At 57.7% G+C, this 19,802-nt stretch carries 22 protein-coding genes and 1 tRNA gene; 12 read left to right on the top strand and 11 right to left on the bottom strand.

The window, feature by feature from the left end; genetic code table 11:
• Positions 1 to 3 precede the first annotated feature (3 nt).
• From F3J41_RS03180 to uvrY, 4 genes are all read right to left on the bottom strand, one after another.
• A tRNA-Gly gene (locus F3J41_RS03180) sits at positions 4 to 79 on the bottom strand.
• A gap of 151 nt (positions 80 to 230) precedes the next feature.
• Positions 231 to 779 (bottom strand): CDP-diacylglycerol--glycerol-3-phosphate 3-phosphatidyltransferase, encoded by a 549-nt coding sequence (gene pgsA / locus F3J41_RS03175; RefSeq protein ID WP_021508275.1) that lies wholly within the window; start codon positions 777 to 779, stop codon positions 231 to 233.
• A gap of 68 nt (positions 780 to 847) precedes the next feature.
• Complete coding sequence (gene uvrC / locus F3J41_RS03170; RefSeq protein WP_166709903.1) at positions 848 to 2,680, bottom strand: excinuclease ABC subunit UvrC; 1,833 nt, start codon at positions 2,678 to 2,680, stop codon at positions 848 to 850.
• Positions 2,673 to 3,332, bottom strand: a complete 660-nt coding sequence (uvrY, locus tag F3J41_RS03165; protein ID WP_021508277.1) for a UvrY/SirA/GacA family response regulator transcription factor — start codon at positions 3,330 to 3,332, stop codon at positions 2,673 to 2,675. The genes uvrC and uvrY overlap by 8 nt, the downstream gene beginning before the upstream one ends.
• Positions 3,333 to 3,765: 433 nt before the next feature.
• Between uvrY and F3J41_RS03160 the strand changes: the two genes are divergently transcribed.
• A complete protein-coding gene (locus F3J41_RS03160; protein ID WP_010616664.1) occupies positions 3,766 to 3,993 on the top strand; it encodes a DUF2594 family protein in 228 nt (75 codons plus the stop codon).
• Positions 3,994 to 4,024: 31 nt separating this feature from the next.
• On the opposite strand, the gene F3J41_RS03155 is transcribed toward F3J41_RS03160, so the two are convergent.
• Positions 4,025 to 4,636: an acyl-homoserine-lactone synthase gene (locus tag F3J41_RS03155; RefSeq protein ID WP_166710252.1), complete on the bottom strand. Its 612-nt coding sequence runs from the start codon at positions 4,634 to 4,636 to the stop codon at positions 4,025 to 4,027.
• A gap of 124 nt (positions 4,637 to 4,760) precedes the next feature.
• Positions 4,761 to 5,483 (bottom strand): transcriptional regulator SdiA, encoded by a 723-nt coding sequence (gene sdiA / locus F3J41_RS03150; protein WP_021508278.1) that lies wholly within the window; start codon positions 5,481 to 5,483, stop codon positions 4,761 to 4,763.
• Positions 5,484 to 6,022: 539 nt separating this feature from the next.
• Between sdiA and F3J41_RS03145 the strand changes: the two genes are divergently transcribed.
• Complete coding sequence (locus F3J41_RS03145) at positions 6,023 to 6,697, top strand: DUF4396 domain-containing protein (protein WP_058759707.1); 675 nt, start codon at positions 6,023 to 6,025, stop codon at positions 6,695 to 6,697.
• A gap of 1 nt (position 6,698) precedes the next feature.
• Here the strand turns inward: F3J41_RS03145 and F3J41_RS03140 are convergent, their stop codons facing one another.
• Entirely contained in the window at positions 6,699 to 7,397 is a 699-nt protein-coding gene (locus tag F3J41_RS03140) for an extensin family protein (protein WP_058769587.1), read from the bottom strand.
• A 286-nt stretch (positions 7,398 to 7,683) separates the two neighbouring features.
• On the opposite strand from F3J41_RS03140, the gene cycA reads away from it, so the two are divergent.
• The gene (gene cycA, locus F3J41_RS03135) at positions 7,684 to 9,075 is read left to right on the top strand and encodes a D-serine/D-alanine/glycine transporter (protein WP_021508281.1); all 1,392 of its coding nucleotides are present in this window, start codon (positions 7,684 to 7,686) and stop codon (positions 9,073 to 9,075) included.
• 41 nt (positions 9,076 to 9,116) lie between these two features.
• On the opposite strand, the gene F3J41_RS03130 is transcribed toward cycA, so the two are convergent.
• Positions 9,117 to 10,091 (bottom strand): metal-dependent hydrolase, encoded by a 975-nt coding sequence (locus F3J41_RS03130; protein ID WP_166709901.1) that lies wholly within the window; start codon positions 10,089 to 10,091, stop codon positions 9,117 to 9,119.
• Between the two features lie 25 nt (positions 10,092 to 10,116).
• Positions 10,117 to 10,752: an HTH-type transcriptional regulator RutR gene (gene rutR, locus F3J41_RS03125; RefSeq protein WP_031279844.1), complete on the bottom strand. Its 636-nt coding sequence runs from the start codon at positions 10,750 to 10,752 to the stop codon at positions 10,117 to 10,119.
• A 308-nt stretch (positions 10,753 to 11,060) separates the two neighbouring features.
• Between rutR and rutA the strand changes: the two genes are divergently transcribed.
• The 6 genes from rutA to rutG are packed head-to-tail and all read left to right on the top strand — an operon-like array spanning position 11,061 to position 16,007.
• Positions 11,061 to 12,152, top strand: coding sequence for a pyrimidine utilization protein A (gene rutA, locus F3J41_RS03120; protein ID WP_166709899.1), 1,092 nt, complete (start codon positions 11,061 to 11,063; stop codon positions 12,150 to 12,152).
• Positions 12,152 to 12,862, top strand: a complete 711-nt coding sequence (rutB, locus tag F3J41_RS03115; protein WP_058769585.1) for a pyrimidine utilization protein B — start codon at positions 12,152 to 12,154, stop codon at positions 12,860 to 12,862. Before rutA ends, rutB begins: the two co-directional genes overlap by 1 nt.
• A gap of 42 nt (positions 12,863 to 12,904) precedes the next feature.
• Positions 12,905 to 13,300 (top strand): pyrimidine utilization protein C, encoded by a 396-nt coding sequence (rutC, locus tag F3J41_RS03110; RefSeq protein ID WP_152391145.1) that lies wholly within the window; start codon positions 12,905 to 12,907, stop codon positions 13,298 to 13,300.
• On the top strand, positions 13,300 to 14,100 hold the full coding sequence (gene rutD, locus F3J41_RS03105) for a pyrimidine utilization protein D (RefSeq protein WP_021508287.1): 801 nt from the start codon (positions 13,300 to 13,302) through the stop codon (positions 14,098 to 14,100). The genes rutC and rutD overlap by 1 nt, the downstream gene beginning before the upstream one ends.
• A gap of 14 nt (positions 14,101 to 14,114) precedes the next feature.
• Positions 14,115 to 14,636, top strand: coding sequence for an NADH-dependent FMN reductase RutF (rutF, locus tag F3J41_RS03100; RefSeq protein WP_166710250.1), 522 nt, complete (start codon positions 14,115 to 14,117; stop codon positions 14,634 to 14,636).
• A 45-nt stretch (positions 14,637 to 14,681) separates the two neighbouring features.
• Positions 14,682 to 16,007, top strand: coding sequence for a pyrimidine utilization transport protein G (rutG, locus tag F3J41_RS03095; protein WP_166709897.1), 1,326 nt, complete (start codon positions 14,682 to 14,684; stop codon positions 16,005 to 16,007).
• Here rutG and F3J41_RS03090 read toward each other — a convergent pair.
• Positions 16,004 to 16,918 carry a DMT family transporter gene (locus F3J41_RS03090; protein WP_021508290.1) on the bottom strand — a complete coding sequence of 305 codons (915 nt, stop codon included), beginning with the start codon at positions 16,916 to 16,918 and terminating at the stop codon, positions 16,004 to 16,006. The two genes, rutG and F3J41_RS03090, sit on opposite strands and share 4 nt — an antisense overlap.
• Positions 16,919 to 17,028: 110 nt before the next feature.
• The gene (locus F3J41_RS03085; RefSeq protein WP_010616548.1) at positions 17,029 to 17,193 is read right to left on the bottom strand and encodes a general stress protein; all 165 of its coding nucleotides are present in this window, start codon (positions 17,191 to 17,193) and stop codon (positions 17,029 to 17,031) included.
• Positions 17,194 to 17,505: 312 nt separating this feature from the next.
• Here F3J41_RS03085 and wrbA point away from each other — a divergent pair, with 312 nt between their 5' ends.
• Genes wrbA through F3J41_RS03070 form a run of 3 tightly spaced genes read left to right on the top strand, consistent with a single transcriptional unit; the run spans position 17,506 to position 19,782 of the window.
• Positions 17,506 to 18,105: an NAD(P)H:quinone oxidoreductase gene (wrbA, locus tag F3J41_RS03080; protein ID WP_166709895.1), complete on the top strand. Its 600-nt coding sequence runs from the start codon at positions 17,506 to 17,508 to the stop codon at positions 18,103 to 18,105.
• A gap of 20 nt (positions 18,106 to 18,125) precedes the next feature.
• Positions 18,126 to 18,356 (top strand): YccJ family protein, encoded by a 231-nt coding sequence (locus F3J41_RS03075; protein ID WP_021508292.1) that lies wholly within the window; start codon positions 18,126 to 18,128, stop codon positions 18,354 to 18,356.
• A 52-nt stretch (positions 18,357 to 18,408) separates the two neighbouring features.
• The gene (locus F3J41_RS03070) at positions 18,409 to 19,782 is read left to right on the top strand and encodes an NAD-dependent succinate-semialdehyde dehydrogenase (protein WP_136547995.1); all 1,374 of its coding nucleotides are present in this window, start codon (positions 18,409 to 18,411) and stop codon (positions 19,780 to 19,782) included.
• The last annotated feature ends 20 nt before the right edge of the window (positions 19,783 to 19,802 follow it).

The raw sequence follows: 19,802 nt of genomic DNA, 5'->3' as shown, positions 1-19,802 counted from the left end.
ATCTGGAGCGGGAAACGAGACTCGAACTCGCGACCCCGACCTTGGCAAGGTCGTGCTCTACCAACTGAGCTATTCCCGCATGTGCTTATGCTTCACCGAACTTGCTGATTTTACTCAGCTTCTTGCAGCCTTGCTGCCGTTCGATGCGATGCATTCTACTTATCTGACGCAACGAGTCAATAGAATTATCCACACACTGCGTCCGTTTGCTGCTTTTTAAATCGCATCGATCAGCTATCGAGCAAATCGCCGCGTGCCGCGCTTAAATACTGGAACATTGACCAGAAAGTCAGCACCGCTGCGATGTACAACGCCACCACGCCAACGCCTACTACGGTCGCGTCCGGACGCCACAGCAGCGCCACCAGCGACAGCATCTGCGCCGTGGTCTTCACTTTGCCAATCCACGATACCGCCACGCTGCTGCGCTTGCCAATCTCGGCCATCCACTCACGTAAGGCCGAGATAATGATTTCACGCGCGATCATGGTGGCGGCCGGCAGCGTGATCCACCAGGCGTGGAAATACTCGGCGACCAGCACCAGCGCCATCGCCACCATCACTTTGTCAGCGACCGGATCGAGAAAGGCACCAAAACGTGTTGTCTGCTTCCAGCGACGCGCGAGGAAGCCATCAAACCAGTCAGTGACCGCAGCAATGACAAACAGCAGCGCCGTCGCGAAGGGAGCCCAGTGAAATGGCAGATAGAACGCCAGCACGAAGAACGGGATCAGAACAACTCGAAACAGGGTAAGACACGTCGGAATGTTAAATTGCATATGCCAGTAACTGTCTGGTGTGAGTAGGATTTAACGTATGTTCCTACATTGCCCACCCTGTTTCAATGTTAGTGTTTCAGCGAGTAGTAGATTTTTTCCGCCAGGGCGAAGGAGATACCCGGTACTTTAGCGATCTCATCGACGCTGGCATTCATAAGCGGTTGCAGGCCGCCCATGTACTTCAGCAGCTGCTGACGCCGTTTGGGTCCGACGCCTTCAATGCTCTCGAGCGCGCTGGTGTTCTTCACTTTGGCGCGTTTTTTCCGGTGGCCCGAAATTGCATGATTGTGAGCGTCGTCACGAATGTGCTGGATAACATGCAGCGCCGGCGAGTCCGGCGGCAGCGAAACGCCCTCGCCTTCCGCCGCAAAGAACAGCGTTTCCAGGCCGGCTTTACGGTCGCTGCCTTTTGCCACGCCGAGCAGAATCGGCCGGTTTTTATCCCATGGCACATCCAGTTCCGCAAACACCTGCTGCGCCTGCGCCAGTTGCCCTTTACCGCCATCGATCAGGATCACATCCGGGATCTTTTCCGGTTCCAGCGCCTTGCCGTAACGACGGCGCAGCACCTGATTCATCGCCGCGTAGTCATCACCGGGGGTGATTCCTTCAATGTTGTAGCGGCGATAGTCAGCGCGCAGCGGGCCGTCACGATTGAACACCACGCAGGACGCGATGGTCTGTTCGCCCATAGTGTGGCTGATGTCGAAACACTCCATGCGGTTAATCTGGTCCAGTTTGAGGAACGCCGCCAGCGCCGCCAGACGCTGCTGAATGGTCGAGTGCTGCGCCAGCCGCGTTGTCAGCGCCGTGGCGGCATTGGTGCGCGCCAGCTTCAGGTAGCGCGCGCGATCGCCGCGCGGTTTGCTCTGAATGCTGACCTTGCGCCCGGCCAGTTCGCTCAGCGATGCGGCCAGCAGTTCCCGCTCAGGCAGATTGAAGTCCAGCAGGATGTCCGCCGGTAAGGTACGCGCTTCGCTGCCCTGCAGATAGAACTGTCCGACAAACGTCTGCACCACTTCGGTGAGTTCCGTGTCCGCCGGCACCTTCGGGAAATAGCTGCGGCTACCCAGCACTTTGCCCTGCCGGATAAACAGCACGTGCAGACAGGCCATGCCGGCGTCATAGGCCACGCCCATCACGTCGAGATCATCGCCCTGATTGGAGACGAACTGTTTCTCTGTAATCCGCCGCACCGCCTGAATCTGGTCCCGCAGGTGTGCCGCCTCTTCGAAGCGCAGGCCCACGCTGGCCTGCTCCATACGCTGCACCAGCTGATTAATTACCTGATCGTCTTTACCGGCCAGAAATAGCCGCACATAGTCGGTTTGCTGCGCATATTCCTCTTCGCTCACCAGGCCGGCGACGCAGGGGCCGAGGCAACGGCCAATCTGATACTGCAGGCACGGACGCGAGCGGTTGCGGTAGACGCTGTTCTCGCACTGGCGAATCGGAAACACCTTTTGCAGCAGCGCCAGGGTTTCACGCACCGCATAGCCGTTGGGAAACGGACCAAAGTATTCGCCTTTGGCGTGTTTGGCACCGCGGTGCATCGCCAGGCGCGGATGCGGATCGCCGCTAAGGAAAATATAGGGGTACGACTTATCATCGCGCAGCAGCACGTTGTAGCGCGGCTGATACAACTTGATGTAGTTGTGCTCCAGCAGCAGCGCTTCGGTCTCCGTATGGGTGACCGTGACATCAATATTATGGATGTTGCTGACCAGCACTTCGGTCTTACGGCTCCCCACCTGCGTGCGGAAATAGCTGCTCAGGCGTTTTTTAAGGTCTTTGGCTTTACCAACATAGATCACCGTGCCTGTCGCGTCATACATGCGGTAGACGCCGGGCTGACTGGTCACGGTGCTGAGAAAGGCTTTAGGATTGAAAACGTCACTCACTACTGATTAACGGCTCCGCATTGAACAGGCCATGGCGTATGGCCAGATGCGTTAACTCTACGTCACCACTGATGTTCAACTTGCTGAACATGCGATAGCGATAGCTATTAACGGTTTTCGGGCTCAGGTTAAGCTGCTCGGAAATCTCCGTCACCTTTTGCCCTCGGGTAATCATCAGCATAATCTGCAATTCCCTTTCCGACAAACAACTGAACGGTGATTCGGCGCGCTGCGGCTCAATCTGGCTCAGCGCCATCTGCTGAGCGATATCAGAGGCGATGTAACGCTGACCGGCGTGCACCGAGCGAATGGCGCTGACCACTTCCTGCGGCGCCGCCCCTTTGCTGAGATAACCTGCCGCACCGGCCTGCATGACTTTCGCTGGCAGGGGATTTTCGGTGTGGATAGTCAGCATGATGATGCGGATATCCGGATTGAAGCGCACGATTTTGCGCGTCGCCTCCAGTCCGCCAATGCCGGGCATGTTCATGTCCATCAGCACCACATCCACAGGATGTGTGCGGCACCATTTTACCGCATCCTCACCACAGGCCACTTCCCCGGCAATCACCAGTCCCTTCATATCTTCCAGTATGCGACGAATACCGGCGCGTACCAGTTCATGGTCATCAACAAGAAGCAGGCTGATCAACGGGACGTACTCCGCAGGTTAGTGGGGGAAAATATATTTCAGGGGCGTTATCTTACCGGGTTTCGCGTGGAAAGAACATCAGGGGCGCCAGATAAATCTCAAAACCAATGACCCATGTCAAATAGCAGGCAGCGGTGATTGTTTTTTTTAGCTGATGCAATACCATACTGGAATAAAATTGTTAAAATGTGACTAATATCATTAAGTTATAATTTATAACCCGCCTTCGCTTCTTCTCGCCCGCAGCACAAAAAAATAATCTTTCCGTGGAAGTTTTTTGCGCACAAAAAATAACGAACGGCGCAATTAATTAACCGTCTTCGCGCGGGTCGATGATGTGGCCTAAATTCTTCCATCAAGCGTATGATATACTCTGTTTTTTATGCACGGGAAGAATGTGTGCGCACAAGGTCATTCCACAAAGGAGATAATGATGAGTGATGAAGATTTCGTAACATCGCGCGATACCCAGGCGCTGGCGGATGAAGTTGCCTGCCTGAAAATGATGGTGACGCTGATCCTGAAAGGCATGGGCCAGGCTGATGCCGGTAAGGTGATCATCAACATGGAGCGCTACGTTCAGTCCGCGCTGGCCGATAAACCGCAGGCCGAGGTGTTCAGCAACACCATCCGCCAGATTAAAACCGCCTACCGTCAGTAAGCGGCGTGCCCTGCGCATCCTGCGCGGGGCGTTAACTGTGTGACTGCCAGTTGACCGACACGCCCAGCGAGGGCAGCACTTCTTCCGGACTGAAGCGACGCGTGCCGCGATACTTCTCCGCCAGCGCTGGCTGCTGCACCGGAATACGAATGGCAAACAGATTGTCTTCTGACTGAATCAGTCCCGGCGAGAGCGGCTCGTACACCACCTGATGCTGCTCAAACATCTTCTCCAGCATCGGCGTGGCCGAACTGATCAAATACTCCATCCCGCTCAGCTCTGCCAGCTGTACCGAATGCCATAAGATGTTCAGCGGCAGCTCGGCATCCACTTCAAGGCGGGCCGAATAGCGCGACATTTCCCACACTTTTTGCTGATCAAAAGGCAGCACCATGCCTTCCGGCACTTCCGGCTCGTGCCACGGTAGCAGACGTGCGCAGCCACAAATGCCCTGACGCGCAGTCCAGGCAATCAGCCAGGTGACATCGGAACGATCGAAGCGATCGTACTCCTGTCCCTGCGTGCTGAGTCGCGGCGGAATTGACCAGCCCTCGCCACGCGCAAAGACGCTGTAACGATAGGTGCCCAACTCGGCCAGCAAAGAGGACGGCATATCCTTTAGCTGTGTTTGAATTATTTTCATCATGCGCCCCTGACATCCCCATGTTTGCAATGATTTATTAAGCGCCAGCCTGGCGGAGTTTCCGGCGCAGGGTAGACAACTGACTGCGGCTTAGGAACTACTAAAATTAGTAGTTGCCTTTTCGCTATATCAGGCCGATGGCTGCGGCATAACAGGCAATCTGCGTTTTATTGGAAACATTAAAACGCTTTTGCATATTCTTTTGGTGAAAATTTACCGTGTGTTCAGAAATAGCCAGAATGAGGGAAATTTCGGCTGAGGTTTTTCCCTCCGCTGTCCATTTCAATATTTCCAGCTCGCGCTGACTAAAATCATTCGATAACACCACCATTGAGCCGTCATTCAGACGGTCCAGCACACGCAAACTCAGCTCCGCCAGGAAGTGCAGTTGCACCTCCAGCTCAACGCGTCTGTGCTGGGTCTGGCTGGGTTGTTGCGATGCTATAGATAATATACCAATGGCACGATTTAGCGCCATTGCCGAGCATGAAAAGCCACTTACCAGCCCTGCGGCATTGGCTTCTGCCCATAAATTGCCTGCGCCGGTAAATAAATCACGCGTCCACTCCACGCCGCGACCGGGCTGCTGGCAGAGCATTAACACCGGATCCACCGCATAGTAATTTTCACTCTCGTAGCGTTTCACCCAGCTCTGCGGATAGGTGCTAAAGAGAAAAATACGCGGTCGGGTAAAAGGCACCGGATGCTGTACCAAAAAGGCAAAAGCATCAAATCCAAGGGCCTCAACATGTTTTTGCAGCAGCGATTTCAATTGCAGCACTTCGGAAAGCGCCTGAAATTCTTTTTCAGTTTCGCCTCGCCAGACGAAATAATTATCGATGGTCATTATTGCCCTGGCGCTGTTTCACGCCTTATTCATAACAGGATATCTGTGCCGATTAATGTAAAAAATAAATTAACCAGAGAAAAAATATTGATTGGAACCAGAGCGGCATTGCGGGCAAAAAGTGATAACTACCTTGTTGTCAATATGTTACCCAAATGAGAAATTAAACTATGGTGCGTTTGCCAGCGGCACCATCAGGATGATAAGTCGTGCGAATCAGAATAAGATTTTTCTGAAGAATTTTCAATCGTCCTGTTGATTAAAGGCCAGACTTCGCAGATAAAACATTCGCCTCATCATTAATCGCTATTATCTTTGCCATTCCCCTTTTTTATACCGCCCGTCATAATCTTCCTGCTGATTAAGTCCGCAGCGCGGCTTAATTCCAGTTATTTCTGCAGTGTTTCCCTGCCGTGCCCCTGTGGCAGACATTTCCGGCACCGTCTTTTCCAGCTACGCTTTAGCAGAGGCGCAAGGTGGCAGGCACCAGCATAGCTCCGCAGGCTGGCGCGATTTCAGCAAACTGAGTGGGACTGACTATGTTAAACCAGCTGGCATTACCTTTTCTGGTCGTGGGCGTGTGTACCGCCCTGATGATCGCTAAAGATCTGTTGCGTCACCCGCATCCGCTGGCGGTCATGAATATCATCTGGCCGCTCACCGGGCTGTACATGCCGTTTTTCGGCTGGCTGGCATGGTGGTATCTCGGGCGTAAACCGTCACGTCAGCGAAAACTGGCGCTGCTGCTGCCATCCGGATTAACCGGTTATGCCAGCTGGCAAACCATTTTTATTTCCACTTCGCTCTCTGCCGCCGCCTGTATATTCGGCGACATCATCACCCTGCCAATAGTCACTCTGCTCAAGCATTTTGCTATTAGCCCGGCGCTGTGGTTACAGGCGGTTATTTGCGTGATGATTTCGTTACTGGCGGGATTATTTTTTCAGTTTCTGGCCATTCGCCAGCGGGAACAACTTTCTATTGTCCGTACGTTATTATTAGCGCTGAAAACAGAAACCTTTCCGCTGCTGATTTATCAAACGGGAATCTTTATCTTTATGACGCTGGCCCTAAAATATGTGCTTAATCAACAGCTCAATCCCCTGCTCAGCGCCTTCTGGTTTATGTTACAGCTGGCGATGCTCACCGGATTTATTTTCTCCTGGCCGGCAAATCATTTCCTCATCAAACGCGGATTAAACCCGGCGGTGTAGTTTAGCGACAAAAGCCTGCGCCGCGCATGCCAAGGTGGAAATGGCTGGCATGCGCCGCATTGTAATCCGGCCCCAGCGCATTACCGAAGCTGGCACAGCCGTTGCGCCATAACGCGTGCAAACCGGCAGCGGCCTGCGGCGGTTGCTGCCAGTTTTTGCCTACCTGCAGCCAGCGCCCGTCCGCCAGCTGAAACCCCGTGATGTCCCACGCCTCCGCCGTCGCGTGTTCACTGCGGCGTCCTTCCTGGCGGTGATAAATATTGCGGCAGGCGTAACTGCCAACGTGCGCGATGCGGCGCAGCGGCGAGGTAATGCCGGCCTGCTGCAGCGCCGCATTGCTGCGCGTAACATACAGCGTGCTGGCCACCGCCATTGGACAGCTGGCAAGAAAACTGCTGCTCAGCGTGACCTCACCGAAGCGGCTGATGCGCAGCGGTTGATCAATCGGACAATCGCCCTGCAGCGGCGGCACCTCACGGAAACTGACTCTGCCCTGCGCGCTGGCCGCGCGCATCACCGCCAGACACGCGGCCGGATCGCTGCTCAGCCGCTGCAGCTTATAGCGCGTCATCCAGCCTGGCGGATCGGTAACCTGGAGCGGTATAAACGGATTCCACTGTGGCGGCAGATGCGTTTTCAGCCAGGGTAAACTCCACCAGCCGCACAGGGCCAGCAGCACTATCGCGAGCAATGCGCGCACGCTGCCTCACTTTTTCCGGGTTCATCGAAATGACAAGTGTAGAACCCTGCGCAGCGCTGCGTGGTGCAAGCGGCTCATTTGCAGAACATTTACGCAAAATGACGGCACGGCGCGCCATGTAAATATTTACTGACACGGTAAAGCACGCAAAAGGGCACAAAGGTTTAAAAACCATTACCGAGAGTGGCCGCCTTTCCTCTATCTTATGCCCTCTTGCCCTGTGCAACAGCACGTTATTCAACAGCCAGCAGAGCTGACACAACATCAAGACAGGAAAGATATTTTTATGGTTGATCAATCTAAAGCGGCGCCCATTGAGGCCGAACAGCCGGAAAAACTCCGGCGCAACCTGCATAACCGTCACATCCAGCTTATCGCTATCGGCGGTGCCATTGGCACCGGTCTGTTCATGGGCTCCGGTAAAACCATCAGCCTGGCGGGTCCGTCGATCATCTTCGTCTATATGATCATCGGTTTTATGCTGTTCTTTGTGATGCGCGCCATGGGTGAGCTGCTGCTCTCCAACCTTGAGTACAAATCCTTCAGCGACTTTGCCGCCGATCTGCTCGGTCCGTGGGCCGGTTATTTCACCGGCTGGACTTACTGGTTCTGCTGGGTGGTGACCGGCATCGCCGACGTGGTGGCGATCAGCGCCTATTTCCAGCTGTGGTTCCCGGACTTCTCGATCTGGATGAGCGCACTGCTGTGCGTGTTTGTTTTCCTTGCCCTGAACATCGCCACGGTAAAACTGTTTGGCGAGATGGAGTTCTGGTTCGCCATTATCAAAATTGTCGCCATCGTGGCGTTAATCATCACCGGGATTGTGCTGGTCAGCCTGCACTACCCTTCGCCGAACGGGAGCCACGCGGCGCTGAGCAATATCTGGGATCACGGCGGTATGTTCCCGAAAGGGCTGAGCGGTTTCTTTGCCGGCTTCCAGATTGCGGTGTTTGCCTTTGTCGGCATTGAACTGGTGGGCACGGCGGCGGCGGAGACCAAAGATCCGCATAAAGTTCTGCCGCGTGCCATCAACGCGATCCCGCTGCGCATCATCATGTTTTACGTGCTGGCGCTGCTGGTGATCATGGCGGTGACGCCGTGGAACCAGGTCATGCCGGATCGCAGTCCATTCGTTGAAATGTTTGTGCTGATTGGCCTGCCGGCCGCTGCCAGCATCGTTAACTTTGTGGTGTTAACCTCCGCGGCCTCCTCAGCCAACAGCGGCATCTTCTCCACCAGCCGCATGCTGTATGGCCTGGCGGAACAGGGCGTGGCGCATAAGGCGTTTGGCCGTCTCTCGGCGCGCGCGGTGCCGACCACCGGCCTGTTCTTTTCCTGCCTGTGTCTGCTGGCGGGCGTGGCGTTGATCTACCTGATTCCGGATGTGATGACGGTCTTCACCATGGTGACCACGGTCTCGGCGATTCTGTTTATGTTTGTCTGGACCATTATCCTGTGCAGCTACCTTGCCTACCGCAAACAGCATCCGCAGCGTCATGCGGCGTCACGCTTCAAAATGCCACTCGGCAAGCTGATGTGCTGGGTGTGCATGGCTTTCTTTGCCTTTGTGCTGGTGCTGCTGACACTGCAGGAAGATACCCGCCAGGCGCTGATGGTGACGCCACTGTGGTTTGTGGTGCTGACCATGGGCTGGCTGCTACGCCGGCGTAAAGCCTGATCCACCTAAACGAAAAGGCCCGGTTATCCGGGCCTTTTTCGTTATAAGCGTTCTGTGAATTTGTGCCACGCCTGCGCCAGCGACGGCCGCAGCGAATCTTCCCGCTGTGGTGCTGCTGCCGGCGCTGCGGCGGGACCGAGATTAAAGGTAAAGGTGTAATCCGGCTCTTCCCCCATGCGCAAATCCACGATCAGCGTGTCGTTGCCCTGCTGGCGCATGGCATAAAATCCATGGCTGAACCACGCAACGCGTTCGGCGTGCCACTGGCCTTTAAACGGGGCAAAAAGCGCGGGATGACGATCGTACCAGCGAATCTGTAAGGGACGATTGGGCGACAGTAGCGACCACCAGGCTTCCCCGTAGCGCTGCGGCGTGATAATTACCGTGCGCCACACCAGCGTGTTGAACGCGGTGGGCGTCACCAGCAGTTGCTGCGGCTGCACGGCCTGCTGCGTCAGCTGGTGCTCAATATGCCGGGTAGCAACACTCTGCGCCACCATACTCCAGCCCAGGTACAGCGTGCTGATGAGCAATCCGGCCTGATTCCAGCGCAGCCCGCACGCATCCCGCCGCCACAGTGCGACGATCAGGGCGATCAGCAGCGGCAGCGTGTAGAGCGGATCGATGATGAACATGCTGCCGATGGCGAACGGGTAATCGGTCAGCGGCAGCCCGAGCTGCGTGCCGTACACCGTGGTCAGGTCCAGCAGCGGATGCGTGATCAATGCCAGCCAGATGGCGAGGCACCAGGCGCGCCAGTGCTGCCGGCTGCGCGTCACGCCGGCCACCAGCCAGCCAGGTAACGGTGCCACCAGCGTCAACCACAGCAGCGCGTGGCTCTCGGTGCGGTGCAGCGTCATGTTGCGGATGGCATCTCCGTGGTCGATAAACACGTCGAGGTCCGGCAGCGTGCCCGCGACCGCCCCCGCCAGCGCCGCCTGCCACAGCGGCACGCGTTTGCCCATTACGGCCACGGTCACCGCCGCGCCCAGCGTTAGTTGTGATAGCGAATCCATGCACTCTCCTGGTCAGCCACGGGGATCAGCGCACGCGGATCCCTTCAATGATCATGCGCTGAACGTTATCCAGCGTCTGGGCAAAAAATTCCGCATCGTTTAGCGTCTGGCCGGTGATGGCTTCCACCTGGGACGCGAAATCAGCGTAGTGCTGCGTGGTCGCCCACAGCAGAAAGAACAGATGCTGCGGCTGCACGCCGGCAATACGCCCTTCGGCGATCCACTGTTCGATAATCGCCGCTTTGTCATCCACCAGCGCTTTTAAATCCCCCGCCAGCTCGCCCTTCAGCAGCGGCGCGCCCTGCAGCATCTCCAGACAGAACAGGCGCGATGCCTGCGGGTGGTCACGCGACACTTCCAGCTTGAGACGAATATAGTTGCGGATGGCCACCAGCGGATCCTGGTCATGACGCAGCGCACGCAGCGGCGCCAGCCACACATCAAGAATCTCTTTCAGTACCGCCACATACAGCACTTCTTTTGACGGATAGTAGTAAAGCAGGTTAGTTTTTGAGACGTCCGCGCGCTCAGCCACCTTATCCAGACTGGTGCCGTGAATGCCAAACTGCGAGAAGAAGGCCAATGCCGCTTCCAGAATAGCTGCCCGTTTCGCCGCAACGGCCCGCGATCGGCGTCCTGGCTTTTTTTCATCGCTTTTCACACTGTTACCTCTTCCATCCTGCGAAATCGCATCATAACAAACGCCCTGTTTCCTGCCTAATGCTGTGCCCTGCACCTTTTTCGCTCAGGTGACGCATGAAAAATGTGCAATTTATTTTGACCAGATGGTCTGTTTTGGACCAGTCACTCAGGATTCATTACGTCGCCAATTTTAACTGATTGTTATGTATCACTTTTAAAATTGTGGCACAGGCTTTGCAATTTTGTGATCGAGCGCCGCCCGCAGGATGCGTGCAGGAAGCAACGCAGCGCGTGAAGCAATCCATGTTCAATGCAGAGAGGTTTCACATGAAAATTGGCGTTTTCGTTCCGATTGGCAACAATGGCTGGCTCATCTCCACGCATGCCCCGCAATACAAGCCGACCTTTGAGCTCAACAAAGCGATTGTGCTCAAGGCTGAGCACTATCACTTCGACTTTGCCCTGTCGATGATTAAGCTGCGCGGCTTCGGCGGCAAAACCGAATTCTGGGACCACAACCTGGAGTCCTTCACCCTGATGGCCGGGCTGGCCGCGGTGACCTCACGCATTGAAATCTACGCCACCGCCGCCACCCTGACGCTGCCGCCCGCCATCGTGGCGCGCATGGCCGCCACCATCGACTCCATTTCCGGCGGCCGCTTTGGCGTCAATCTGGTGACCGGCTGGCAGAAGCCAGAGTATGAGCAGATGGGGCTGTGGCCGGGCGATGAATATTTTGCCAGCCGCTACAACTACCTGACGGAGTATGTCACGGTGCTGCGCGACCTGTGGGGCACTAGCCAGAGCGACTTCAAAGGTGAGTTCTTTACCATGAACGACTGTCGCGTCAGTCCGCAGCCGCAGAAGCCGATGAAGGTGATTTGCGCCGGGCAAAGTGATGCCGGCATGGCCTTTTCGGCGCAATACGCTGATTACAACTTCTGCTTCGGCAAGGGCGTCAATACCCCGACCGCCTTTGCGCCCACCGCCGCACGCATGAAAAAGGCCGCGGACAAAACCGGGCGCGACGTCGGTTCCTACGTGCTGTTTATGATTATCGCCGCCGAAAGTGACGAAGCCGCGCGCGCCAAATGGGAACACTACAAAGCCGGCGCAGACGAGGAAGCCCTCGCCTGGCTCACCACGCAGAGCCAGCAGGACACCAAATCCGGCAGCGACACCAATGTGCGCCAGATGGCGGATCCGACCTCTGCCGTCAACATCAATATGGGCACGCTGGTCGGTTCCTATGCCAGCGTGGCACGCATGCTGGATGAAGTGGCACTGGTGGAAGGCACCGAAGGCGTGCTGCTGACCTTTGATGATTTCCTGCAGGGCATTGAAGATTTTGGTGAACGTATCCAGCCGCTGATGGCGTGCCGCCGCGCGCTGATTGACGCCCACAAGGAGGTTGCATAATGAATACCGTCGTTTGTGCCCACAGCACCAGCCAGCCTGCAGTGACTTTGCCGGCGCGCCCGGAAGCCATCGCCCTGCCGCCGGCGCAAAGCGCGCTGATTGTGGTAGATATGCAGAACGCCTACGCCAGCCAGGGCGGCTATCTCGATCTGGCCGGGTTTGATGTCTCCGCCACGCAGCCGGTTATCGCCCGGATTCATCAGGCGGTCACCGCCGCCCGCGCGGCAGGGATGCAGATCATCTGGTTCCAGAACGGCTGGGATAATCAGTATGTCGAAGCCGGTGACGCCGGTTCGCCCAATTTTCATAAATCCAACGCGCTGAAAACCATGCGCCAGCGGCCGGAGCTGCACGGAACCCTGCTGGCAAAAGGCGGCTGGGATTATGCGCTGGTGGATGAGCTGGTGCCGCAAGCCGGCGATATTGTGCTGCCCAAACCGCGCTACAGCGGCTTTTTCAACACGCCGCTCGACAGCATGCTGCGCAGCCGCGGTATTCGTCATCTGGTGTTTACCGGCATTGCCACCAACGTCTGCGTGGAATCGACGCTGCGCGACGGCTTTTTCCTCGAGTATTTCGGCGTGGTGCTGGCCGATGCCACCCATCAGGCCGGACCGTCGTTTGCTCAGCAGGCGGCGCTGTTCAACATTGAAACCTTTTTTGGCTGGGTCAGCGATACCGACACCTTCTGCGAGGCGCTGAAGTCGTAACCGCCGTTTCACCTGCACGCTTAATAATAAGGACTCTGAGTCATGCCTAAAACAGTGATTATTCCTCCCGGCACCACGACGCCGATCGCTCCGTTTGTGCCCGGCACTTTAGCCGATGCCGTGGTGTACGTTTCCGGTACGCTGCCGTTCGATGCCGACAACAACGTGGTGCACGTCGGGGATGCGGCGGCGCAAACCCGCCACGTGCTGGAAACCATCAAAAAAGTGATCGAGACCGCCGGTGGCAGCCTGCAGGACGTCACTTTCAACTCGATTTTCATCACCGACTGGAGCAACTACGCGGCGGTAAACCAGGTGTATGCCGACTATTTTCCCGGCGACAAACCGGCGCGCTTCTGTATTCAGTGCGGTCTGGTGAAACCCGATGCGCTGATTGAAATCGCCAGCGTGGCACACATTGGCCGGCAGGAGGCGTAATGCATCTGGACATTCAGGGATTAAGCGCGCCCGACGCGCCGACGCTGGTACTGTCGTCCGGGCTGGGCGGCGTGGCCGCTTTCTGGCAACCGCAGCTGGCGGCACTGACGCCGCACTATCGCGTGGTGACCTACGATCAGCGCGGCACCGGTCGCAGCCCCGATACGCTGCCGGAAGGTTACAGCATGGCGATGATGGCAGCGGAACTGGCCGACGCGCTGGCGGAGCACGGCATCGAACAGTATGACATCGTGGGCCATGCGCTTGGCGGGCTGATTGGCCTGCAGCTGGCGCTTGATTATCCGCAGCGCGTCGGACGCGTAGTGGTGATCAACGGCTGGCTGGCGCTGGATGCCCACACCGAACGCTGCTTCCAGGTGCGGCAGGATCTGCTGCTCAACGTTGGTGTTGAAGCGTTTGTGCGCGCGCAGCCGCTGTTTCTTTATCCGGCCGAATGGCTGGCACGCCATCAGTCACGCATCAGCGCGGAGGATGTGCATCACGTGGCGCATTTCCAGGGCATGGAGAACCTGCTGCGGCGTCTGCACGCGCTGAAATCGGCCGATTTCCGTCCGCACGCCTCGCGAATCACCCAGCCGGTGCTGGCGATATGCAGTCAGGATGACCTGCTGGTGCCGTGGAGCTGCTCGCCGCAGCTGGCGCAGGCGCTGCCCAACGGCAGCCTGATTGAGATGCCGTGGGGCGGCCATGCCATGAGCGTGACCGATGCCGACAACTTTAATGCGCTGCTGCTGCGCTGGCTGGCGGACACCGCCACGCCGGCTCGCCGCGCCAGCTAATCACGGAGCCGATGATGAGCGTACATGAACTGCCTCTGCTGCCCGAAGTGAGCCAGCAGGCTTTCCGCGATGCCATGTCCGGCCTGGGCGCGGCGGTCAATATCATCACCACCGACGGGCCGGCCGGACGCGCCGGTTTTACCGCCACCGCGGTGTGCAGCGTCAGTGATACGCCGCCGACGCTGCTGGTCTGCCTCAATCGTAATGCATCGGTGTGGCCGATCTTCCGCGACAACGGCGTGCTGTGTGTGAACACGCTGGCCGCTGGCCAGGAATCGCTGTCAACGCTGTTTGGCGGTAAAACCCCGATGGCGGAACGTTTTGCCGCCGCCCACTGGCACACGCAGCACAGCGGCGCCCCGCTGCTGCAGGGGGCGCTGATGGCGTTCGACTGCACCATCACGCAGGTCGTCAGCGTGGCGACACACGACATTCTGTTTTGCAACGTGATGGCGCTGGAGCGCCATGATGCCCAGCCCGGTCTGATGTGGTTTGACCGTCGCTACCATGCCCTTTCACGGCAGGACGCCCGCTAACGCCGCACCGTGCGGCCCGGTTCGACCACTACCCTGGAGAAGACGATGGCGAGTTCCTGGTTCCCCCGCTGGCAGAAAAAGTCAGCCATGAGCGATAACGGGCTGATTGCCCCCGACGAAACCCTGCCGCTCGGGCAGACGTTCGTGCTGGGCCTGCAGCATGCGGTAGCAATGTTTGGCGCAACGGTGCTGATGCCGCTGCTAATGGGGCTGGACCCCAATCTGGCGATTCTGGTTTCCGGTATCGGCACCCTGCTGTTCTTTGTCATTACCGGTGGTCGCGTGCCGAGTTATCTCGGATCGAGCGCCGCGTTTGTCGGCGTGGTGATCGCCATTACCGGCTTCAACGGTCAGGGGCTCAATCCCAACCTGGCGCTGGCGCTGGGCGGCGTTATTGCCTGCGGCGCGCTCTACACGCTGATTGGCCTGGTGGTGATGAAAGTCGGTACCGGCTGGATTGAACGGCTGATGCCACCGGTGGTCACCGGTGCGGTAGTGATGGCCATCGGCCTTAATCTGGCACCGATTGCGGTGCACAGCGTCTCCGCCTCGATGTTTGATAGCTGGATGGCGGTGATGACGGTGCTGTGCATCGGGCTGGTGGCGGTGTTCACCCGCGGCATGGTGCAGCGGATGCTGATTCTGGTCGGACTGATTGTCGCCTGGGCGCTGTACGCCCTGCTGACCAATGTGATGGGCTTCGGCAAGCCGGTGGATTTCAGCCGCGTGGCCAGCGCCGCGTGGTTTGGTCTGCCGCACACCACCGCGCCGGTATTTGATATGCAGGCAATCGTGATGATCGCACCGGTGGCGATTATTCTGGTGGCAGAGAACCTCGGCCATATTAAAGCGGTGGCGGGCATGACCGGGCGTAATCTCGATCCGTGGATGGGACGCGCGTTCGTCGGCGACGGCCTGGCAACCATGCTGTCCGGCTCCATCGGCGGCAGCGGCGTCACCACCTATGCCGAAAACATTGGCGTGATGGCGGTGACCAAAGTCTACTCCACGCTGGCGTTTGTCGCTGCGGCGCTGATTGCGCTGGTGCTGGGCTTTTCGCCTAAGTTCGGTGCGCTCATCCACACCATTCCCGGCCCGGTGATTGGCGGCGCTTCAATTGTGGTGTTTGGCTTAATCGCCGTGGCCGGCGCACGTATCTGGGTGCAAAACCATGTCGATTTTAGCCAGAACAGCAATCTGATTATGGTGGCGACCACGCTGGTGCTCGGTGCCGGGGATTTTGCGCTGAAGATTGGCAGCTTTACCCTCGGCGGCATCGGCACGGCCACCTTCGGTGCCATCATCCTCAACGCCATTCTGCAGCGGCGCGGTGCCGCGCTGACCCAGCCGGCGGCGCGCCCGCAGCCTTAAGGCTTCTGCGGTGCCTGCTCCGGCACCGCTTTTTTGCGCCGCAGGCGCAGTTCACTGACAATCACCCCGCAGACAATCAGTGCGCCGCCCAGCAGCGCCGCGGCCGGTAACCGTTCGCCGGCAATACGTCCGACCACACCGGCCCACACCGGCTCGCCGGCATAAATCACTGTGGCGCGCGTCGGCGAGACGCTGCGCTGCGCCCAGTTCATGGTGACCTGAATCAGCGCGCTGGCCGCGCCGAGGCCCAGCGCGCTGAACAACAGCGGCGCCGATAGCGTGGGTAAAGATTCGCCGTTGGGCAGCATCAGCACGAAGGCGCAGGCCGAAGCCACCAGCAGCTGTACCAGCGTTACGCGGCGCACATCGACCTGCCCGGCGTAGCGGCTGATAAGAATGATCTCGGCGGCAATGGCGAGGGTGCTGAGCAGCGTGGCGATCTCACCGGCATTCAGCGTCAGGCTGCCATCCTGCGGACCCGCCACCAGCACCAGACCGGTGAACGCCAGCAAAATGCCCAGCCACGCCATCAGGCCCGGCGGCCGGCGCAGAAACAGCCATTGCAACAGCGGCACCACCGGCACGTAAAGTGCCGTCAGAAACGCCGACTGGCTGCTGGAAATGGTTTGCATACCCCAGGTTTGCAATCCGTAACCGCCGGCAATCGCCACGCCAATCAGCGCACCCGCTTTGATTTCCAGCCAGGTAATGTGACGCAAATAGCGGCGAAAGAAAAAGGCCAGCAGCAGCGAGGCGGTAGCGAAACGCAGCCCGACAAAAAAGAACGGCCCCGAATGCGCCATGGCGCGATGCACCACCAGAAAGGTGCCACCCCAGACCATAGTGATAAAAATAAGTACCAGCTCCTGACGCGTAATACGCAGGCTGAGGCGGGAAGTGGAAGCAGACATAACGCACCAGAATAGAGGACTGGCGCACATTTTTGCTGATTAGCCGGGCAAATTGCAATCATTGTAACCGCCGGGCGTACCCGGCGGCCGGGGATACCGTCACAGACGCACTATTTTTTCGCGCGGCTGCGTCCCCCCTTTTCACCTGCTTCGGCAGCACGCTGCGGATCATTTCTGAAATTCCCGCCGCTGTTTTTACCGCCTTTACGACCCGCTTCCGCGGCCCTTTCGCGATCTTCCGCGAAGTTGCCTGATCCTCCACGATGTTGAGCCATCATTTCCTCCAGGTATTGAGCATAGGTGGTGAAGACATTTCACTGCGCTAACAGTGTCTGGTCAGGTGCGTAATATCTCGCCACACCCGCTTAAAGCATAGCCAATGGATGCGCACGATCAGGCACATATTCATACTTTGCAACAGATAAACCGCTTAGCATCGTTTTTATGGCAAGATATTAAGCTGAAAAACAAGCGGTTAGCGGCAGAAGTCGCAGCGCGATCTCCGTGACTGTTCAATGGCTGACCAGCATAGCGCGCAGCCTCTTCTATACTTCTTTCTGTTCCTTACACCACAGGATGAAAACACGATGGCAAAAATTCTGGTGCTTTATTACTCCATGTATGGACATATCGAGACCATGGCTAACGCGGTGGCGGACGGTGCGAAGAGCGTGAGCGGTGCCGAAGTCACCATTCTGCGCGTGCCGGAAAGTATGGATGCCGAACGGTTTGCTCAGGTCGGCGGGAAGGTTAATCAGCCGGCGGCGGAAGCCAAACCGGACGACCTGCGGCAGTACGATGCCATTATCGTCGGCACCCCGACGCGCTTCGGCAACATGTCCGGTCAGATGCGTAATTTCTGGGACCGCACCGGCGGCCTGTGGGCCTCTGGCGCGCTGTACGGCAAGATTGCCAGCGTGTTTGCGTCTACCGGCACTGGCGGCGGTCAGGAGCAGACTATCACCTCGGTGTGGACCACCCTGGCACATCACGGCATGGTGATTGTGCCCATCGGCTACGGCACCAAAGAGTTGTTTGATATTTCGCAGGTGCGTGGCGGTACGCCGTATGGCGCAACCACGCTGGCGGGCGGTGACGGATCGCGCCAGCCCTCGGCGGAAGAACTGGAAATTGCCCGTTATCAGGGCCAATACGTCGCCGGTCTGGCGGTAAAACTGAAAGGATAAATTCCCAACAGGAGAGAGTTATGGCAACAGAACAGTTTAAAGCTCACCACGTGGGCGAATGGGCGACCTTACGTCACACTTCACCGGAAATCGCTGAAGCAATTTTCGAAGTGGCGAATTATGACGAACGGCTTGCCGAAGAGATCTGGCGCCAGCAAGGCAGCGATGAGGTGTTATTCCGCGCGTTTGAGAAAACCGACCAGGACGTCCTGACGTGGGACGATAAGCCGGTCGAACGTAAAAACATCTGAAGCACAGGCGGGCATGTCCCGCCTTCTCATTTTTAGCCGTCAGGGAGCTTTTATGTCAGCCTATCAAAGCATTAATCCGGCCAATAATCAGCTGCTGAAAACCTGGCCATCACACGATGACAGCTACGCGCAGCAGGCGCTGCATACCGCCGATGCGCTCTACCATTCGCCGTGGAGCAAAGGCGATATTCAGCCGCGTCTGCAGGTGCTGCAGCGTCTGGCAGAGTTGATCGACCAGCGCAGCGAAGAGCTGGCCACTATTGCCAGCAAAGAGATGGGTAAGCTGATTGGCCAGAGCCGCGGCGAAGTAAAAATCTGCGCCAGCATCGCGCGCTATTATGCCGAACACGCGGCAAGGCTGTTGCAGGCACAGCCCTATCCCAGCGATGTCGGTGACGCCTGGCTCGAATACCATCCGATTGGCGTGGTGGTGGCCGTCGAGCCGTGGAATTTCCCGTATTATCAGCTGATGCGCGTGCTGGCACCGAACCTGGCACTGGGCAATCCGGTGCTGGCGAAACATGCCAACATTGTGCCGCACTGCGCCGACTTGTTTGAAAAGCTGGTGCTGGAAGCCGGTGCGCCGCAGGGCGCGTGGACTAATCTGTTCATCTCTAACCAGCAGGTGGCCGATCTGATTGCCGATCCGCGCGTGCAGGGTGTGGCGCTCACCGGTTCGGAGCGCGCTGGCAGCGCGGTGGCTGAGCAGGCCGGTAAGCACCTGAAAAAATCCACGCTCGAACTGGGTGGTAACGATGTGTTTGTGGTGCTGGACGATGCCGACATTGATGAAGCGGTGCGCCAGGGGGCGCAGGCGCGGCTCAGCAACTGCGGTCAGGTATGTACCGCGGCCAAGCGCTTTATTCTGCATGAAAAGATTGCTGAAAGCTTTATGGCTAAGTTTAGCGCGGCGCTGCAATCCGCGACGCCTGGCGATCCATTAGATGAAAAAACCACGCTGGGGCCGCTGTCGTCACAGGATGCACGTGACCGACTGGTGAAACAGGTGGACGAGGCGGTGGCGCATGGCGCACGCGTGGAATGCGGCGGACGCGTAATCGACGGCGTCGGCTGCTACTACCAGCCAACCATCCTGACCGGCCTGACGCCGGATAACCCGGCTTATTATCAGGAGTTTTTCGGCCCGGTGGCGCAGGTATATGTGGTGGCGGACGATCGTGCTGCCGTGGCACTGGCCAACGACTCACACTACGGTTTGGGCGGTTCCGTGTGGACGCGGGACATTGCGCGCGGACGCAACATGGCTTCGCAGATTGAGACCGGCATGGTGTTTATCAATTCGCAGAGCGATACCGCGGCTGAGCTGCCGTTCGGCGGCGTGAAGCGTTCCGGCTATGGCCGTGAACTATCGGATCTCGGGCTGAAGGAGTTTGCTAACCAGAAACTGGTCGTGGTAGCCGGTTAAGCGGCATAAAACCACCGTTG

Origin of the sequence: Pantoea sp. Ap-870 (assembly GCF_011752515.1) — a bacterium.
Classification (GTDB): domain Bacteria; phylum Pseudomonadota; class Gammaproteobacteria; order Enterobacterales; family Enterobacteriaceae; genus Pantoea; species Pantoea dispersa.
The sequence above is the reverse complement of the archived record's forward strand: the minus strand, read 5'-3'. Positions and strand labels throughout refer to the sequence as shown.

Coding starts and splice junctions, on each gene's coding strand:
- pgsA (WP_021508275.1), bottom strand. CDS start 779: ATGCAATTTAACATTCCGACGTGTCTTACCCTGTTTCGAGTTGTTCTG.
- F3J41_RS03160 (WP_010616664.1), top strand. CDS start 3,766: ATGAGTGATGAAGATTTCGTAACATCGCGCGATACCCAGGCGCTGGCG.
- F3J41_RS03155 (WP_166710252.1), bottom strand. CDS start 4,636: ATGAAAATAATTCAAACACAGCTAAAGGATATGCCGTCCTCTTTGCTG.
- sdiA (WP_021508278.1), bottom strand. CDS start 5,483: ATGACCATCGATAATTATTTCGTCTGGCGAGGCGAAACTGAAAAAGAA.
- F3J41_RS03145 (WP_058759707.1), top strand. CDS start 6,023: ATGTTAAACCAGCTGGCATTACCTTTTCTGGTCGTGGGCGTGTGTACC.
- cycA (WP_021508281.1), top strand. CDS start 7,684: ATGGTTGATCAATCTAAAGCGGCGCCCATTGAGGCCGAACAGCCGGAA.
- F3J41_RS03130 (WP_166709901.1), bottom strand. CDS start 10,091: ATGGATTCGCTATCACAACTAACGCTGGGCGCGGCGGTGACCGTGGCC.
- rutA (WP_166709899.1), top strand. CDS start 11,061: ATGAAAATTGGCGTTTTCGTTCCGATTGGCAACAATGGCTGGCTCATC.
- rutB (WP_058769585.1), top strand. CDS start 12,152: ATGAATACCGTCGTTTGTGCCCACAGCACCAGCCAGCCTGCAGTGACT.
- rutC (WP_152391145.1), top strand. CDS start 12,905: ATGCCTAAAACAGTGATTATTCCTCCCGGCACCACGACGCCGATCGCT.
- rutD (WP_021508287.1), top strand. CDS start 13,300: ATGCATCTGGACATTCAGGGATTAAGCGCGCCCGACGCGCCGACGCTG.
- rutF (WP_166710250.1), top strand. CDS start 14,115: ATGAGCGTACATGAACTGCCTCTGCTGCCCGAAGTGAGCCAGCAGGCT.
- rutG (WP_166709897.1), top strand. CDS start 14,682: ATGGCGAGTTCCTGGTTCCCCCGCTGGCAGAAAAAGTCAGCCATGAGC.
- F3J41_RS03090 (WP_021508290.1), bottom strand. CDS start 16,918: ATGTCTGCTTCCACTTCCCGCCTCAGCCTGCGTATTACGCGTCAGGAG.
- F3J41_RS03085 (WP_010616548.1), bottom strand. CDS start 17,193: ATGGCTCAACATCGTGGAGGATCAGGCAACTTCGCGGAAGATCGCGAA.
- wrbA (WP_166709895.1), top strand. CDS start 17,506: ATGGCAAAAATTCTGGTGCTTTATTACTCCATGTATGGACATATCGAG.
- F3J41_RS03075 (WP_021508292.1), top strand. CDS start 18,126: ATGGCAACAGAACAGTTTAAAGCTCACCACGTGGGCGAATGGGCGACC.
- F3J41_RS03070 (WP_136547995.1), top strand. CDS start 18,409: ATGTCAGCCTATCAAAGCATTAATCCGGCCAATAATCAGCTGCTGAAA.